Here is an 18,472-nt window from a genome sequence, read left to right on the forward strand (position 1 = left end):
GCTGCGTTGAAATAAACGCCGCCGATGCCTCGGAGAATGCGATCGCGACGACCGATCGGCTATGCCAGCCGATCGGCCCTCTCGAATCGATCAGTTCAACACGTACGCTTCTTCGCCGTGCAGCGAGATGTCGAGTCCCTGTTCTTCGTCGTTCGCTTCGACACGCAGACCGATCGTCATCTTGATCAGCAGCAGCAACACGATGCTGCCGATACCGGCGTAGACGTAGGTGACGACAACCGCGGCGACCTGTCCGGCCAACACGTTGCCCCCTTCCAACAGCCCCAACTTGGCTCCGTCGCCGATATTCCAACAGGCGCGGGTTGCGAAGAGTCCCGTCAGGACAGCTCCCACCGTGCCGCCGACTCCGTGAACGCCAAACGCATCCAACGCATCGTCGTAGCGGAAGATATGCTTCAACTTGGCACACGACCAATAACAAGCGACACCCGCGATCGCTCCCATGATCAGCGCCGGCATCGGGTTCACAAATCCCGCCGCTGGAGTGATGCAAACGAGTCCTGCCACAGCGCCGCTGCTGGCACCAAGAACCGTCGGCTTGCCGCGCAACAGCCACTCGCAAGCGGCCCAAGCGACCGCGCCGGCGGCGGCGGAGAAGTGCGTGACGGCAAACGCGCTGCTGGTCATTGCGTCGGACGCCAATTCGCTGCCGGCGTTGAAGCCGAACCAACCGAACCACAACATCGCCGAACCGACAGCGGTGAAGGTCAAGTTATGTGGCGGCAACGGCAACTTTCCAAATCCCATCCGCGGACCGATCATGATCGCCGCAACCAGCGCCGAGATTCCGCTGCTGATATGGACCACGGTCCCTCCGGCGAAATCGAGTGCGCCCCCCAAGATCGCTTGATCGCCGTCGTAGGCCAAGATTCCGCCGTCCCAAACCCAGTGAGTCAGCGGACAATAGATAAACGTTCCCCAGAGGACCGAATAGACGACCATCGCACTGAACTTCATCCGCTCGGCAAATGCACCGCAGATCAGCGCTGGCGTGATGATAAAGAACATCCCTTGGAACAACATGTGGGTCAGCCGTGGGACCTCGCCCTCCATCGGCGTGAAAGGAGCGCCGGCGGCTTCGTCCCAGGTCCGCGAGACATTGTTCATCATCAGATATTCGCCGTTGCCGATCAGATGCGACAGATAGCTGTCACCCGGCGTGCCACCAAAGGCTAACGAATACCCATACAGTGACCAGATTACCGTCATCAGCCCCATCAGAAAAATGCACTGCATCATCACGCTCAACACATTCTTCCGGCGGACCAGCCCGCCGTAGAACAGGGCCAGGCCGGGAGCGGTCATGAACAGCACCAACGCACAGGATGTCAACATCCACGCGTTATGACCGGCCATCGCGGCCGCGTCGATGCTCGCTTGCATCTGGTCCAACGTGGCGGCGCTGTAGGCGGTAGTGTCCGGTGGCGGCGCAGCCTCTTGGCCAACGCAGATCGTTGCCGCGCAGGACAACATAAGGAAACACAAAATTTGCTGGGGGAAACGGATCACTTCTCGCCTCTTCTGTCTCGATTAGGGGTTGGAAACTAAGCGCCTGGACGATGACAGAATCCACATTGCCGCCTTTCCCCCAACAAAACAGAGGAACAATTGAATTCTTCATGCATCCGCCAGTGCAATCGGAAACGTCGCTGCGGATCGCACGCGACGCATCGACGCCAAAATGGTAGTTGATCCGGTAACGTTTTGGGAGTGCCACGCCTTGACATGGGGCCTGGTTCCTTCGCTGCAGGGGGTTTGGGGAGGAATGGGGAGACATTCGCCAAACGATCCTCGCAAGCAAAGAACATCGCTCGGGGCTCCACTGCGGCAGCACTGGGAGGTTAGAATGCTCTCTTTGAGCGATTCCCCCCAGCATGTCAGCGATCATGATCGATTTCGAACACCTCGGACCATACAAAGTTCTCGACAAGCTGGGGCAGGGGGGCATGGGGGCCGTCTACCGAGGGGAGCATGCCAAGTCGCAGGAGCGTGTTGCGATCAAGGTGATCGCCCCGCAGATCGCCGACCAACCTCGCTTTCGTCGTCGCTTTGCCACCGAGATCGAAACGCTTAAAAAACTGAATCATCCGAACATCGTGCGGCTGATCGGTTACGGCGAAGAGGAGGGGCATCTGTTCTATTCGATGGAACTGGTCGATGGCCCCAGTTTGCAGCAGCAGATCCGCTCGCTCAAACGACTCCCTTGGCGCGACGTCGTCCGTTACGGGATCGACATCTGCGGAGCACTCAAGCACGCCCACGATTTTGGCGTGATCCACCGCGATCTAAAACCGGCCAACCTGTTGATCGCGGAAGATCAATCGATGAAGTTGACCGATTTTGGAATCGCCAAACTGTGGTTGGGGGACGACATGACCGCCGTCGGCGCGATGCTGGGTACCGCCGACTACATGGCTCCCGAGCAAGCCGGCGATGGCCCGATCACTCCGCGAACCGATTTGTACGCGTTGGGAAATGTTCTGTATGCATGCTTGGCCGGTCGTCCGCCTTTTGCCGGCAAAGACCTGACGCGAGTCATAACAAGCCTACACACCGACCCACCACCACCGCTCGATTTGATCCTCCCCGAATTGCCGATGGAGCTCGTTTCGTTGATCCACCAGTTATTGGAGAAGGGGCCGAAAGATCGACCTCCGACGGCACTGGCGGTTGGAAATCGGTTGCGAGCGATCTTGGCCGACGACCTGCAAATCGGTTCGCTGACCTTCGACGCCGACCGGCCGACGATCGACAACGCCCCGACACTTGGTGCCGGCGCCGATGAGTCGTTGGACCTAGGGGCTCCCTCGTTGATTCCGACCGATCAGCGGCCGACGCTCGACGCGACAAATCACCCCGACGGTGGGACCGGCAGCCAGTTCGGTTTTGAAGATACGATCAACTCCGAGGTCCAGGAATTTCCCGAAGCGGCGACGCTCGCTCCGCTGACCCATTTCCGCACCGTCGACCAAGAGGAACGCAACCGCGCGTCGGCCCCGCTAACGTCCGACGCTCAAGAGTCGACGCCGCGCGAGAGCCTGCTGTCGATCCTGCTGCTGATCGGTTTGCTGCTGCTGTTGGTGACCGCCGCGCTTTGGATGATGCAACCACCGTCTGCCGAATCGCTGTACAACAAGATCAGCGAAGCGGAGGATTTTGGCGACGTCGACAATGCGGCTGGCGCGATCAAACAATTCCTCGCTCAGTACCCCGACGACTACCGCGCCGAAGAGGTCTCTGCGCTGGCCGACCAGATCGATTCGGATCGCGTCTTCCGACGCTTGCGGGTGCGGGCTCGGTTCAAGGGGGGAATCGAACAACTCGAACCGGCCGAACAGGCATTTGTCGAAGCGATGCTGTTGCGGGAAGAAAACCCCGCCGAGGCACGTGAGTTGTTGGAGGATTGGTTGATCGTCTTCAGCCACGCCGACCATCGCGACCGATCGGTCGCCCGTTTGATCCCCATCGTGCGTCAGGAAATCCAACCGCTCAAAGATTCAAAGGGCAAGCAAGCCAACACGCAGGCTCAACAACTGCGAGCCTGGATCGACGGCTCGCTGACGCGACTCGATCCCGATCGGCATCGAGAGTTCTTGGAAAGCGTGATCCGGCTGTACGCCGATAAATCGTGGGCGGAAGAAGAGATCCGGCGGACCCAAGATCTGCTGGGCGCCGCGGGGCCCGACGGCGTTCCCGCCGAGCGATTTGCGCCGGTTGAACCGCCGGCAACGGAAGCTGTCGACGCCGAATGAAACGGCAGCGGCACTTCAGCCACTGCCGCTGTCACCCTTCGTCGTTGCCAGCGATCGTCGTTGCCCTGCGGATGCGACTATCGCGTCTCGGTCGTCAGCGACTCGCGAATCAGCGCGGGGCGATTGGTCGTGATCCCCATCGCGCCAAGCTTTTGAAAGTAGCGTGCGTCGTCGGGCGAATCGACAGTCCAAACGTGGAACTCTTCCATTCCGCGGCTCTTCAATTGAGCAATGAACTCGGGCGTGACAACCTGCCGATTTCCCTGCGTCCCCAAACCGTCGGCACCACAATCGCGGATCGTCTGGGCGATCTGGTCGACGCTCGGCCGCCATTTGCCGCTGTTGGCATCCTTCTTGTAACTGGTCAACCAGTGCGTCCGCACCGTCGGCAACAGCTCTTTGCAACGCGCGACCGTATCGCTGTTGAAGCAGATGATCAGGACTTGATCCAAAGGTATGTTGAGTTCTTCCAACTGATGTTTCAGAGGCAGAACGATCTCGGGGCCAACTTTTAATTCGACGACAAACAGCTTGCCGGCCGGAATGGCTTTCCAGACGTCGGCGAAAGTCGGCAGCGGTTCGCCCGCAAACCGAGCATCTTTCCAGGCGCCGTATTCGAGTTCGCGCAGTTGTTCCAACGACGAATCGGAGACCTTCAATCGGCGACCGCCGGTCCGCTGGGTATCTCGGTCGTGGATGCACACGATCTGACCGTCGGTCGTCAGATAGAAGTCCCCTTCGACGCCATCGGCCTGCTGACGCCAAGCTTCCTCAAAAGCGGCGACCGTATTTTCGGGAGCATCATACGAAGCCCCGCGGTGCCCGACGATCATCTGAGCCCAGAGCGTTGTATCCAGCGAACCACATACAAACAACGCAGCCAACAACCAACGTCCGTTTAACATTCAATCTCTCGACGTATTTCTAGGATTCGGTATCGAAGCATCGCCCAATCGACGCGCCCCTTCTTCTGCCCCACAGCATACTCGAACACGCCACGACTCGAAATCGCGCAGGCCCCCGATGGCAGATGAAGATCTGATGAATCGGACGATCAGTCGAAGAGCGTGCGGTGCAGGAGCTTTATCCGTTTCGAGGGAGCCGCTATCTGCTTTCTCGATGCGGTCCGTAAAAGCGCGGGGTTGGTGAACAACAACGCCGCTTGTTCGACCTTCAACTCGGCTGCAATTTGCAATAACAATCGTCGATCACGTCTCGCCAATCGGTGGACTCGGCACAACCCGTCAAACAATTTGTTAGGCGCATTGTACTCACGTTCCGCGCGGCAGAACTTGTGGTAGGCCAGGAACCCCAGACCGATCGCCAGTGCGGGGATACCAATCGCAAACGCGACAGCAAGCGGACTGGCCGATTGGCTCGTTGCCGATTGGAAATGATTTGCTAAATCGCCAACACGTGTATTCATACGATGTAGATCTCCTGCAACCGACCGGTTCCCAAACGGGCAGCGTCGCGAACCGGGCCCGACGGGGCCTCTTTCAATTCCTCTCGCCACTCGCGTGCGGCGTCTCCTAAAGCGTGCCGCAGAAAAGCGGCGATCTGAATCCGAACGGTTAAATGATCCTGAGCATAAATTTGGCGAAGCGCATCGAGCAAACCATCGATCAGCCCCAAGGCGGCCGCCGCTTCGACAGCCCGGCAACGAACATCGATCATCGGGTGCTTGAGCCCATCGATCACACTCTGCTCCAATTCGGGATCGATCAAGCCCATCACGGGGGCAAGGTTGGCCAGATCTGCAAAAGTCAAATCGGACTGGGATGCGAGGAAAGTGGAGACCGACAAGTTAGCCAGCGATTGACGGATCGTCTCCTGCACATGCTCGCAAGGGAAATCGAGTAATTGGATCTGCCGCCACAACAAAATATCGAAGACCGCTTCGTATCGGGCATCGCTGTCCATCGCGCGAGCGATTTGAATCGCTTCGGACTTGAGGACCGAAAGCGGCAACGGCCCCATCTGACGCAGAACCGCCGTTGCAACTCGGAGCGCATCGTCGTCTCCGGTTTCTATCGCTCGGATCGCCGTTTCTCGAACGATCTGCGAATCGGTCGCCAATCGATGGACGACGTACAATAATGCCGCGCGCTGATCGCCCGCGGTCCCGGCGAAGAGATCTCCGACGGTCTCAAACGCCGCCATCGGCCGCAGACTTTCCAACTGGCGAAGCGTCCGCGTCGTGGGCGTCGGCCCGACGTGACGCAACAAAGCATCGCGGAATGCTTGATCGTCGCGCGACTTCAAAATCGGCACGACCGGATCGGGAATCCGACTCTTGGAAACCCAACCGACCAGCAGATCGATGACGCCACGATTGGGCGAACGCAATAAACGACGCGCCAACGTATCGGCCGATTTGCCGTTTGCGTCGAGCATCGCCAGCAGTATTGAATCGCTCCAGACCGCCACGTTCAAGAACGCATCGATCAGTTCTTCGCGGTGATGAAAATCGATCGATCGAACCGAAATCGCCAAGCGTTCCAAGACGGTGCGACGGATCGGCCTGCGATCGTGTTGGTCCCGCACCCCAGCGCCCAACGATTGCGTCATCGACAAGACCGCTTGCAGCGAGCGTTTCTGCAGCTGGGGATCGGGCGAGGCTTCGGCCAGACGAATCAATTCGGGTAGCGTTTCATGGATGCTCAACTGAGCGGCCACGTCGACAGCCGATGCCAGTTGCGAATCGGCCCCCTTCTCCAACGCATTGGTGACAAACATCCCAAATTTGGAACTGCATTCACCAACCAATTGTCGCTCGGCCCCCTTCATCTCGCCCCACAGACTCAACAGCTCTTCGAATGCAAGATCCGAATCGCGCTGGATCAACGCGGTGATCGAACACCGCCGCGCTCGCGGTCCCGCGGTGCGGAATGTTTCCGTCAACACATCGACGGCGGCAACATTAGGCGTACCGCCGAGGTATTCATAGGTTAATGAAAGGCAACTACTCATCGATCGTCTTTGGGTTGTTGTGGCTTTGGCGATTCCATCAACAAGGGCTTCGGGAAGCCCGTAGGGGCGCGGACATTTTCCCGACTCAATAGTTATCGCTTTCCCCATCGCTGAAGTTGACCTGAGCTTCACCATTGTGCGCAATCGCGCAACTCACCTGCCGTGCAGATCGGAGAACCGTTAGAAACATTAGAAAATCGTGACACACACGGTCTGCCGCGACGATCGTGGGGAAGCACCGCAATAGCCGACGCAGCCCAAATACGGATAAAGAAACCGCCATTACGGGGGCACGCGACCGCCCCCTGCCACCCCAGCTATTTTCCCGGACGGTGCTAAACAAAACGCGCTCGTTCGCAGATAATGCGTCCGGAATTCACTGGACCGCCTGTCAGAGTAAGCTTCATGAATTATCGTCTGCTGTGCCGATTGCTGGGCATCGTCTGTGTATTGATCGGTGGTTCGATGCTGTTCAGCCTCCCCTGGGCGCTGCCGGGATTGGCCAATCGAACCGGAGCGGAGGCACCGGGGATCGAGGCGGTCGAGTGGAACGGCGTTGTGGCACTGCTGGGATCGGTCGCCGTCTGCGCGTTGTTTGGCGCGATTTTGATCCGCACCGGAAGGTCCAGCAAAGGGGCCGCGCTGTTTCAAAAAGAGGCGATGGCGGTCGTGGGGCTCAGTTGGGTGCTGGCGACGGTTCTCGGAGCGCTGCCGTTTTGGTTCAGCCGCACGCAGATCCGTCCGGGCGAACCGGTCACCTTCATCGAATCGATGTTCGAGGCACAATCGGGATTCAGCACCACCGGGGCGACGGTGCTGACCAATCTGGAAAACCCCGACATGGTCCCGTACTGCATCCTGTTCTGGCGCAGCAGCACCCACTTTCTCGGCGGTCTGGGAATCGTCGTTCTGTTCGTCGCGATCCTGGGGCAGGGATCTGCCGGCAAAGCGATGATGCGAGCCGAGATGCCGGGGCCGACCAAAGAGGGAAGCATGCCGCGGATGCAAGCGACAGCGTGGGCCTTCGCCGGAATCTACATCGGTTTGAATCTGATCCTGATCCTGATCTATCGGATCGAAGGGATGTCGATGTTCGACGCCGTCTGCCACGGTTTTGGGACGATGGCGACCGGCGGCTTCAGCACCTGGAACGCCAGTCTGGGGCATTTCAATAGCGCGGCGATCGACTACACCACGATCGTATTTATGATCCTCGCCGGGACAAATTTCACGCTGCTGTATCTGTCGCTCTTCGACAGTCCCCGACGCTTGTTCCGCGATACCGAGTGGCGATTTTATCTCGGCATAATCGGTGTCCTCTCGGCCCTGATCATCTTCTTTGGGATGCGGCACCACGACGCCGGCTTCGATACGTTCAGCAGTTCGCTGCGATACAGTCTGTTCCAAGTCGTCTCGGTAATCACAACAACCGGCTACGGCACCGGCGACTTCGACAACTGGAACAACTTCGGCCGCGGCAGCTTGCTGCTGCTGATGTTTGTCGGCGGTTGTGCGGGCAGCACCGGCGGCGGACTGAAAGTCATCCGGCACGTGTTGTTCTACAAGATCCTGTTGTTAGAAGTCGAACGCGTGCATCACCCCCGCGTCGTCCGACCGCTGACGCTGGGGGGCAGCCCGACCGAAGATCAAGAGCTGCGGAAATCGATCCCCGTCTACTTCTGCTTGATCCTGGGGATCTTCATCGCATCGTGGTTGATTCTGATCACCTTCGAACCCTCCACGACTTGGGGCGCCGACCTGAATCGGATCGCTGCGGTTGCCGAGGTGATGGAGGAGGCCGACCCGGCAGCCGATTCGAACGTCACGCGGCGCGAGCTGAAAGAACATACGCTCGATGAAAAACTGCTCGATTGCGCCAGCGCCGTCGCCGCGACGCTGAACAACATCGGCCCCGGATTGGGCGTCACCGGTCCGACAAAAAACTACGCCGGCTTCAGCCAAGGAGGCAAGCTGTTGTTCGTCTGGCTGATGATGCTCGGACGCGTCGAAGTCTTCAGCGTCCTAGTCCTACTGATGCCATCGTTCTGGCGCCGTTTTTAATACGACATCCGCAATCTCGATTGCACCGAATGTTCGAGAAGTTAAAACGCAGAGTAAAGGAGATCGCAGAGGCCGCCGCGACCACAACTCTGCGATCTCTACCACTCTGCGTTTTTATCCTAGCCCGAGCCGAAAACTAGCCCTCGGGGCATCTGCTTGCTTGATCGGGGCTTCGCGTCGATACTAGAGTCTCACGGTCGCCAACCTCCCATTGGCAAACGCGATTCCCACCTCCAGTCCTGTACGCGGTACTCCAAATGTCCACCACTTCCGATACTTTTGACCAGCTGATCGCCTGCCGCGAAGACCCCGCTTCGGTGCTGTCGCACTTGGTCGATCACTACCGCACCGAACGACTGCCACACGAATTGTTCGAAACGCTGAAGCTGCAGACTCGTCTGAAACTCGGCTTGCCACTGTTCAGCACCGACAACGATCCGCCGGCGGGCGAGGAACTGGATCGGCAGATGGAGATGGGGCTGATCGACGCATGCCGCGAGGTCGGCCAAATGTTGATGCAGGAGGGGCGGATCGCCGAGGGGTGGATGTATCTGCGGCCAGTCGGCAATCTACCGCTAGTTGCCGAAATGATGCGCGACATCCAACCGAACGAAGAGAACACCGACGACCTGGTCCAAGTGCTGTTGCACGAAGGCGTCGACATCGCTCGCGGTTATCAGTTGATCCTCGAGAACAACGGTACCTGCAACAGCATCACCACCTTCGAGCAATCGATCATCGGCCGTCCGCCTGCGGAACAGCGCCCCGCTGCATCGCTGTTGTTGGATCATGTCTACAACGAACTGGTCGAATCGGTCCGCAGCGACATCGAGCAGCGGGAAGGGACGCCGCCGGAATCGAACAACATCGTCGAACTGATCGCCGATCGCGGCTGGTTGTTCTCCGACAACGGCTACCACATCGACACGACTCACCTCGCGTCGACGATCCGATTTGCGCGCGTCCTAGACGATCCCGCTCAGCTCCGCCGCGCATGGGAGATGACGCAGTACGGCCGCAAATTGAATCGCCAGTTTCAGTATCCCGGCGATGAACCGTTCGCTGATTTCTACAGCAGCCACGACCTCTATTTTTCGGTCCTGCTGGGAGAGAAGGTCGACGAAGGGATCGCTTACTTTGAACGCAAAGTTCGCAACGTCGACATGCTGGAAAAGGGGACCGGTCCGATCGAGACCTACGTCGAACTGTTGGACCGTGTCGGTCGCCCAGCCGAAGCGCTCGCCGCGGCGGTGGAGTACACTCCCGCAGAAGTCCCCGCGACGCGCGTGGTGCCGCTGATGCTGGAGCTTGCCAAAAAGGGAGCTGGATACGAACCGATCCAGGACTTCTGCAAAGCCCGCGGCGACCTGCTGGGCTATGCCGCAGCGCTGATCAACCCCACGCAGTGAGCCTTGCGTGATGGTGATTGCAGGCTTTTTATTCATTCTGGCGATACTCGGCCTCGAATTGGCTATGGGTGTCGCCGTCTTTGGTTTCACCGGCGGCAAGGCGGTTGTGGTCCGCGCCGACGATCCGGGCAAATTCTGGTTTTCGATCGTCCTCCAACTGATCTTCGGCCTCGCTCTGCCAGCCGCATTGTGCCTTGGAAGCCTGCAGCTGTAAGACCTATTAGCTCTTCGCTAACGCGAAAATCGTAAGCATTCGACTGCGTTGCGCGGCATTTTGGCGAGCGGCTCCGTTGGCATTGCGAGCTATTAGGATCTTGCATCGGGATTGGCGTGGTTCGTACAATTGATGGACTCCTTGGGGAAAATCCCCTACCGCGAACATCCAGCTAACGCAGCGGCCCCCACCCCAAGCGAGCCATGCCTGCCGGACAGACTCCTCCCAAATTCTAAAAGATTCCCACCACGTCGCCGATGCTCAAATCCCCCTCTGTTCCATTGCGGTCACCGCAGCGCGGGATCGCGTTAGCGATCTGTCTGTTGTTCTCAGCAGCGACATCCGCGGCAGAGGATCCCGCCGCGCTGGTGAAACGCGGCAAACAGTTGTACGTCGCGCAGTGCGCTTCGTGCCACGGCGACCAAGGGCAGGGTGTTAACGAGCGCTACGAAGAACCGTTGTACGGCGATCTGGCAGCCGAGGATCTAGCCCGCGTGATCCATGAGACGATGCCCGACGAGAAGCCCGAGGAGTGTGTCGATCAAGACGCGTTGGCGGTCGCCGAATATATGATCGGCCAATTTTATACCGCCGAAGCGCGAGCGAAGAACCAACCGCCGCGGATCACGCTCTCGCGACTGACCGTGGAACAATACGACAACGTGCTGAGCGACTTGGTCAGCCACAACGATCGGATCCAGCTGCCCAAAGGCAAGCCGGGTTTGAAGGCTCAGTACTACAACGCGCGGAACACTAAAGCCGACAAGTTGGTGATCGAGCGAGTCGATCCGAAGATCAAATTCGATTTCGGTCAGGGGAGCCCCGACGAGAAGATTGGTAAGGAAGAGTTTTCGATCAACTGGAGCGGATTGGTGATCGCCGACGAGACGGGCGACTACGAATTCACCGTCGCCACTGGCAACGGCGTCAAGTTGTATGTCAACGACGATCGCAAGCCGTTGATCGATGGCTGGGTCAGCAGCGGCGGAGAACGACGCGAGTTGACCGAATCGATTCATCTGTTGGGAGGCCGCAGCTATCGGCTGAAGCTAAATTTCTTCAAGCATCGCGACAAATCGGCGTCGGTCGAACTGATGTGGAAACCGCCGCATCGCCCGCGGCAAGTGATCCCGTCGCGCAGCTTGCGCGATCAATACACGCGCCCGTTGTTTGTCTCGACCACGCCGCTGCCTCCTGACGACGCCAGCTTTGGTTTTCCGCGCGGCACCGCAGTCTCCAAATCGTGGGACGAAGCGACGACCGCAGCGGCAGTCGACGCGGCAGCGGCGATCGTCGCCCAGATCGACCGACTGGCAAAAACCAAGCCAGACGCTGCCGACCGCCGCGAAAAGATCATCCAATACTGCGGACAGTTCGTCGAGCGAGCGTTCCGCCGACCGTTGGACGACGAGCAGCGGAAGTTCTTTGTCGAATCGCAATTTGCCGCAACCGATGAGATCGGCGAAGCGGTGAAGCGATGCGTGATCCTGACGCTCAAATCGCCAAGGTTCTTGTACCCGACAACTCCGTTTGGCGAAGTCGACAGCTACGACGTGGCATCCCAAATTTCGTTTGGCCTGTGGGATTCGATCCCCGACCAAAGGTTGCTGAAGGTCGCCAAAGATGGCCAACTGATGAAACCCGACGCCGTGCGGAAAGAGGTCGTCGCGGCGGTCGGCGACGCGCGGACGCGGGCGAAACTGAGAGGCTTCTTCCGACGCTGGCTTTCGTTGGAACGAGCCGAGGAGATGTCGAAGGACAGCGAACAATACCCTCAGTTCTCGCCCGAATTGGTAGCCGACCTGCGGCTTTCGTTGGATCTATTTTTGGAAGATGTCTTCTGGGGCGACGCTCCCGATTACCGCCGACTGCTGTTGTCCGACACGATGTACGTCAATCAACGGATCGCCGATTTTTATAAGATCCCGCATCCGAAGGACAAAGATTCCGACGACGGCGAACGATTTGTCTCGGTCTCGCTGAAGGGAGAACCACGGGCCGGCGTGGTCACGCATCCGTTGGTCCTTTCGGCCTTGGCGTATCACAACGACACCTCGCCGATCCATCGCGGGGTGTTTGTCACGCGGAACCTGCTGGGACGCGTGCTCAATCCACCGCCGATCGCAACGGTATTCGAAGCGGCGGCGTTTGATCCACACCTGACGATGCGCGAGAAGGTTTCCGAACTGACCAAGTCGTCGCAGTGCCAAGGTTGCCACCACGTGATCAACCCGCTCGGATTCAGCTTGGAAAACTACGATGCCGTGGGGCAATATCGAACGACCGAAAAGGATCGCAAGATCGAAGCGGCGTCGGATTACAAATCGGTCTCCGGAAAAGTCATCCGTCTCGAAGGCGCACGCGACCTGGCGCTGCATGCGGCCGAAAGCGAAGCGGCTCAGAAGGGCTTCATTCGCCAATTGTTTGAACACCTGATCAAACAACCCCCGGCCGCCTATGGTGCGGACACGTTGGATCGATTGCACGCCAGCTTTGTCGAGAACAACTTCAACGTCCGCGAGTTGATGGTCGATATCGTAACGATCGCCGCGGTGCATCGTTAACGACAGACCGATCGGCTGGATCGAACGCTACAAAAACGCAAACCCTTTCGAAAGGATCGTGTGATGAATCATCGAAACCTAGGACGTCGAGAACTGTTGCGCAAGCTGGGTGTCTCGGCTGCCGCGATTCCGTTTTTGAGCAATCTGCCCAGCATCGCGTCGGCTGAAAAAGTGAACCGCCGCAAGCAGCGACTGGTGATCATGTTCAGCCCCAACGGGACGATCCCCGATGAATTCTGGCCCGATCAAGAGGGTTCCGACTTTGAGCTGAAACGCATCCTCGCTCCGCTGGAACCCTACAAAGATCGACTGCTGACGCTGCACGGCATCTGCAACAAAGTCAAGGGTGACGGCGACAGCCACATGCGTGGGATGAGTTGCCTGTTGACGGGAACGCATCTGTTTCCGGGAAACATCCAAGGCGGTTCGCACACGCCGGCCGGCTGGGCTAGCGGTATTTCGATCGATCAAGAGATCAAAAACTTTCTGCAGAGCAATCCCGAAACGCAGACCCGATTCGGCGAACTGCTGTTTGGCGTCAACGTCGGCGACCGCGCCGATCCTTGGACTCGGCTCAGCTACGCCGGCCCCAACAAACCTGTCGCACCGATCGAAGATCCCTACCGGATGTTCGAAAAGATGTACGGACGCGTCGAGGACCAGGCGACGATTCGCAGCGTCTTGGACAGCGTGCAAGAAGACCTTCGCCGCGTCCGCGGGCTGATCAGCCGCGAGGACCGCCGTCTGTTGGACGAACACGAATCGTTTGTCCGCGAGATGGAGAAGGAACTAAAAGCCGGCGGCAAGCAGACCTACGCCGTCAGCGTTCCCGAACTGGAATCGGGAGTCAAAAACGAAAACGACAACGCGCCGCTGCTGGGCAAGATGCAGATCGAATTGATGGTCAACGGTCTGGCCAACGACATGAATCGCGTCGCGGTGCTGCAGTACACCAAAAGCGTTGGCGGTGCCCGGATGAACTGGCTGGGGATCGACGAGAACCACCACTCGCTGTCGCACGAACCGGACGACAACAAAGCCGCCAAAGAAAAGTTGGTGAAGATCAACACATGGTTCTGCGAGCAACTGGTTTATCTAGCCAAGCGGCTCGACGAAACGCCCGAACCGGGTGGTCAGGGATCGCTGTTAGACAACACAACGATCGTCTGGACAAACGAACTGGGCAAGGGGAACTCTCACACGCTGAACAACATCCCATTTGTGATGCTCGGCGGCGGGCTGGGCTTCAAAATGGGCCGCTCGCTGAAATACAACAAACAGAACCACAATCGTTTGTTGGCAGCGATCGCCAATGGAATGGGACACGAAATCACTACTTTTGGAGATCCCAATTTGTGTGGCGATGGCGTGTTGACCGACTTATCATAAACGTGCATTCACACAACAGCGTTCATAAGAAGAACGAATCCAATACCCCAACATAGGATTTTCATATCGTGCAGAATCAAGGCACTCATCGCCGCTCGTTCATCAAGACCTCCGCAGCGGTTGCTGCGGCTGCGTCGGTCATCCAAGCTCCCGCCCCAGCCCGTGCAGCTGGCAGCAACGAACGTCTGCGGATCGGTTTCATCGGTCCCGGCGGCCGCGGTTTCGGAGCCCATGTGAAGAAGCTGGCTCAGCTGCACAAAGATGGTGCGAACATCGAACTTGTCGCTTTGGCCGAAGTCTATTCGGTGCAGCGCGATCGCGTCGCCGACTACATCGAAACGGAAACCGGATTCAAGCCGGCCAAATACGTCGACTATCGCGAGATGATCGAGAAGGAGAATCTCGACGCCGTGGCGATCGGTACTCCCGACCACTGGCACGCCAAGCAGACGATCGACGCTCTGGAAGCAGGCTTGCACGTCTACTGCGAAAAACCGATGACCAAGACGGTGGAAGAATCGCTGAAGGTCGTCGACGCGTGGCGTAAGTCGGGCAAGGTGATGCAGGTCGGCGTTCAATCGACCAGCTTGCCGGTATGGGACGAAGTTCGCAACTTGCTGCAAGACGGCAAGCTTGGCAAGGTCTTGATGTACCAGACCGAATACTTCCGCAACTCAGCTCAAGGCCAATGGCGATACTACAAGCTTGAACCTGAAATGACGCCAACCAATGTCGATTGGAAGCGTTGGCTCGGATCCGACGAAGGCTTGGCCGAAGAGATCCCCTTCGACCGCGCTGTCTACAAGCAATGGCGTCGTTTCTGGCCGTTTGGATCGGGCATGTACACCGATCTATTCGTCCATCGCACCACCGCGATGTTGAAGGCGACCGGCCTGCGATTCCCCGCCCGTGTTGTCGGTGCGGGTGGATTGTACATGGAATACGATGGACGCGATGTTCCCGACGTGGCGACCGTCGCCGCCGATTTCCCCGAAGGTGTCCACGGTCTGGTCAACGCCACGATGTGCAACCAGGAAACTCGAATCCAACAACTGATCCGTGGACACAACGGATCGTTTGTGTTCGGCAACGGCGAACAATTCGACGGCTTCGACTTCGTTCCCGAGCGATCGCAGGTGACGCGAATCCGCGATCAAAAGACCGAACGGATCGCAACGAAGCCTGTCGCCGACACGACTTACGCTCACTTCAAGAACTGGATCGAAGCGTGTGCGGCGGAAGAACCGATGCAGTGCAACAACACACCCGAACTGGGAGCCGCGGCGATCGCTGTCGTCACTCTGGGTGCTCGCAGCTACCGCGAGGGTTCGGTCTTCTTCTTCGATGGCGATTCGGGCAAGATCAGCACGACCGATCCGGGCTGGGCAGCCAGCTGGGAAAAACTGTCGGCTGCACGCGCACCAGTCAAACACATTCCGGGCTGGCGTGCTGGCGATACCGGCAGCGTGTTGGAAGAGCCGGAATACATGAAGCTGGGCGGCCCTTGGGTCGACGGCAAAGACCCCGCTTAATCGCGACCAAGGTTTACGTTGTCGAGGTGGCCGGTTTAGGCAAATCCGGCCCCTCGACCGCCTTGGCGATCTGACGAATCTCTTCGATGCTAGCCAACAGCAAGGCTTCGTCTCCTTGCTTGGCGGCTTCTTCTAATTGCCGCGACGGTTCGGTGAACTGAGGGAATCCCACGGTTCCGCCGGTTCCCTTCAGCGCGTGGGCGTGGCGTGCGACCGCGTCGTAATCGCCCGTCTGGATCGCTTGCTGCAGTTCGCCGACACAGTGATCCAACCCGTCGACAAATTGCGCGACGACCTGCTGAAATTCAGGAAGATCCATCGGCAGACTCGATCGGATTCGACCGCTGACACGCTCCTTGGCTGGCGATGCCGCGACCGCAATCGGTTGCGACGTCGACTTGCTAGTGCTCTGCTTGGCATCGCCAACGCCGTGCAATTCTTGCAACAGTTTGATCAATTCGTCGATGTTCACTGGTTTCGCGAGGAACGCGGTACAACCGACATCGAAGCAACGACGGCGATCCTCTTCCAGCGCGTTTCCGGTGAGCGCCACGATGGGAGTCTCGACGCCACGCTTCCGCAGTTCGGTCGTTGCACTGTAGCCGTCCATGACCGGCATCTGCATGTCCATCAAGATCACGTCGTACTGCGTTTCGGCTGCCATATCGATCGCGACTTGACCGTTTTCGGCGGTTTCGACAGTCATCCCCGCTTTGCGACAAACGACTTCCAACAATTGGACGTTGGCGGGCGTATCGTCGACGATCAAGATCTTGCCTGGTCGGACACTGGCGATGCCCTGATCGGCGGCTGCGCGTTGACGGCTGCGCAAGACCGCGGCGGCCTCTTCGCCCGACACCATCCGAACGCCATCCAACGATCCAACATCGATCAATACGCTGAACACACTCCCTTCGCCGGGACTGCTGACCACGGTGATCCCGCCTCCCATCGCTTCGGCAAATTTCTTGCTGATCGAAAGTCCCAAACCGGTGCCTCCGAACCGCCGCGTGACCGAGCTATCGGCCTGTACAAATGGGCTGAAGATTCGCTGCAATTGCTGATCGTCCATCCCGATTCCGGTATCGATGACATCGAAACGCATCTGCGGCCCCGCATCGCCGCCCAGCACAACAAAGCTAACGCGGACACCACCCGACTCGGTAAACTTCACCGCATTACCGACCAGATTGATCAAGATCTGTCGCAGACGCGTCGGATCGGTTTGAATTGTTTCGGGGATCTCGCCAGCGGCGCTGGAGGACAATTGAATGCCTTGATCGTTCGCCTTGCCCGTCAACACCGTCACCACTTCGTTGACGATTTGGAATGGCGAACAATCACGAATCTCCAACTGGACGCCAGCCGATTCGATCTTCGACAGATCCAACACGTCGTTGATCAATTCGACCAAATGATTGCCGCTGGAATAGATCGTGTCGAGGTATTCCAGCTGCCGATCGGGATCGTGTTCCAAACCGCGACGCAGGACGTCGGTGAAGCCGACGATGGCGTTCATCGGCGTGCGAATCTCGTGGCTCATGTTCGCCAGGAATTGACTCTTGGTTTCGTTCGCCAATTCCGCGGCGTCTTTGGCGATCGCCAGTTCGCGTTTGTGATCTTCCAGCGTCGTGATGTCCTTGAACGTGACCATCACCCCTTGGCAAGTCCCTTCGCTAGTCTGAATCGGCGTGCTGTTGACGCTAAAGATGCAGCGTTTGCCTTCGACCTCGATCCCCAACAAACGGTTCGACAACGCCGCACCGCGACGGAGTGTTTCGGTCCAGGGGAGCGCGTTGTCATCTTCGGCGATCCAGTTCAAATCCGACGCGCTCTGTCCCAACAACTGCCGCTGGCTCATTTTCAGATCGGCTTGGATCACCGGGTTAGCCAACAACACGCGATACTCCAGATCCAACAGCACCAGCCCCACGCCAAGGTTGTCCAACACATCGCGGACGTGCGTCGGGACCGCTCCCGAAGCATCCAATTGTTTCAGGATCATTCCTAAAAACAGATAGAACTGAATAAAGCAGGCAGGTGCGACGAGGATCAGGACAAGTTTCCAGGGCTCGATTCCAAGAAACGGTTTGTAGGGTTCGAATGCGATCTCCAGTTCCGCCCACTTGTCCGAGCGTTGATAAACCGGCAACACCATCTGACGGTCGGTCGACAACACCTGACCATTACGACGTTCCAACAGCCTCGAATCCCACTTGCTAGCATGCTCACCGGCAGCTGCGTGCAGCGTTCCATTCGGCTTTCTCAGTCCGATCGAAATGATATCGGGCTGGCGGCGAACGATACCTTCCAACAAGGCCTTCAACCCCTCGCGATTCCCGGAAGAGATCAGTGTCGTGGCACTCATTGCAAGCGCTTCGGTAAAGCTCGCTCGGCCTTCCATCGTGGTGACATACGGGTTCGGAAAAACCTGCAGCGTCAACGTACCGATAAAGCTGACCATCACCATCGCGACCAGCGCAGCAACGATCCGCACGCGTGTCGGCAATCGCTCTGCCAACCAACGAAATGGTCGCAACAGCCTATTAAGGATGGT

Annotated in this window: 12 protein-coding genes; 7 read left to right on the forward strand and 5 right to left on the reverse strand. The window is 58.2% G+C overall.

The features are described from left to right. Positions 1 to 90 precede the first annotated feature (90 nt). Complete coding sequence (locus EC9_RS23520) at positions 91 to 1,494, reverse strand: ammonium transporter (protein WP_145348471.1); 1,404 nt, start codon at positions 1,492 to 1,494, stop codon at positions 91 to 93. Positions 1,495 to 1,895: 401 nt separating this feature from the next. Here EC9_RS23520 and EC9_RS23525 point away from each other — a divergent pair, with 401 nt between their 5' ends. Continuing rightward, complete coding sequence (locus EC9_RS23525; protein WP_145348472.1) at positions 1,896 to 3,773, forward strand: serine/threonine-protein kinase; 1,878 nt, start codon at positions 1,896 to 1,898, stop codon at positions 3,771 to 3,773. Between the two features lie 77 nt (positions 3,774 to 3,850). On the opposite strand, the gene EC9_RS23530 is transcribed toward EC9_RS23525, so the two are convergent. From EC9_RS23530 to EC9_RS23540, 3 genes are all read right to left on the reverse strand, one after another. After that, positions 3,851 to 4,678, reverse strand: coding sequence for a glycerophosphodiester phosphodiesterase (locus tag EC9_RS23530; RefSeq protein WP_145348473.1), 828 nt, complete (start codon positions 4,676 to 4,678; stop codon positions 3,851 to 3,853). Between the two features lie 149 nt (positions 4,679 to 4,827). Next, positions 4,828 to 5,199: a hypothetical protein gene (locus tag EC9_RS23535; RefSeq protein WP_145348474.1), complete on the reverse strand. Its 372-nt coding sequence runs from the start codon at positions 5,197 to 5,199 to the stop codon at positions 4,828 to 4,830. Further along, complete coding sequence (locus EC9_RS23540; RefSeq protein WP_145348475.1) at positions 5,196 to 6,746, reverse strand: hypothetical protein; 1,551 nt, start codon at positions 6,744 to 6,746, stop codon at positions 5,196 to 5,198. The genes EC9_RS23535 and EC9_RS23540 overlap by 4 nt, the downstream gene beginning before the upstream one ends. 405 nt (positions 6,747 to 7,151) lie before the next feature. Here EC9_RS23540 and EC9_RS23545 point away from each other — a divergent pair, with 405 nt between their 5' ends. The 6 genes from EC9_RS23545 (at position 7,152) to EC9_RS23570 (ending at position 15,915) form a co-directional block, all read left to right on the forward strand. Beyond that, positions 7,152 to 8,807: a TrkH family potassium uptake protein gene (locus EC9_RS23545; RefSeq protein ID WP_246105844.1), complete on the forward strand. Its 1,656-nt coding sequence runs from the start codon at positions 7,152 to 7,154 to the stop codon at positions 8,805 to 8,807. Positions 8,808 to 9,064: 257 nt separating this feature from the next. Next, complete coding sequence (locus EC9_RS23550; protein ID WP_145348477.1) at positions 9,065 to 10,216, forward strand: hypothetical protein; 1,152 nt, start codon at positions 9,065 to 9,067, stop codon at positions 10,214 to 10,216. Positions 10,217 to 10,223: 7 nt separating this feature from the next. Beyond that, the gene (locus EC9_RS23555) at positions 10,224 to 10,430 is read left to right on the forward strand and encodes a hypothetical protein (RefSeq protein WP_145348478.1); all 207 of its coding nucleotides are present in this window, start codon (positions 10,224 to 10,226) and stop codon (positions 10,428 to 10,430) included. 257 nt (positions 10,431 to 10,687) lie between these two features. Next, positions 10,688 to 12,994, forward strand: coding sequence for a DUF1592 domain-containing protein (locus EC9_RS23560; protein WP_145348479.1), 2,307 nt, complete (start codon positions 10,688 to 10,690; stop codon positions 12,992 to 12,994). A gap of 63 nt (positions 12,995 to 13,057) precedes the next feature. Next, positions 13,058 to 14,383, forward strand: a complete 1,326-nt coding sequence (locus EC9_RS23565) for a DUF1552 domain-containing protein (protein WP_145348480.1) — start codon at positions 13,058 to 13,060, stop codon at positions 14,381 to 14,383. 68 nt (positions 14,384 to 14,451) lie between these two features. Next, positions 14,452 to 15,915, forward strand: coding sequence for a Gfo/Idh/MocA family protein (locus tag EC9_RS23570; RefSeq protein WP_145348481.1), 1,464 nt, complete (start codon positions 14,452 to 14,454; stop codon positions 15,913 to 15,915). A 13-nt stretch (positions 15,916 to 15,928) separates the two neighbouring features. Here the strand turns inward: EC9_RS23570 and EC9_RS23575 are convergent, their stop codons facing one another. After that, a complete protein-coding gene (locus tag EC9_RS23575) occupies positions 15,929 to 18,454 on the reverse strand; it encodes a PAS domain-containing hybrid sensor histidine kinase/response regulator (RefSeq protein WP_218934382.1) in 2,526 nt (841 codons plus the stop codon). Positions 18,455 to 18,472 lie beyond the last annotated feature (18 nt).

It is taken from the genome of Rosistilla ulvae, from assembly GCF_007741475.1.
GTDB classification, from domain to species: Bacteria; Planctomycetota; Planctomycetia; order Pirellulales; family Pirellulaceae; genus Rosistilla; species Rosistilla ulvae.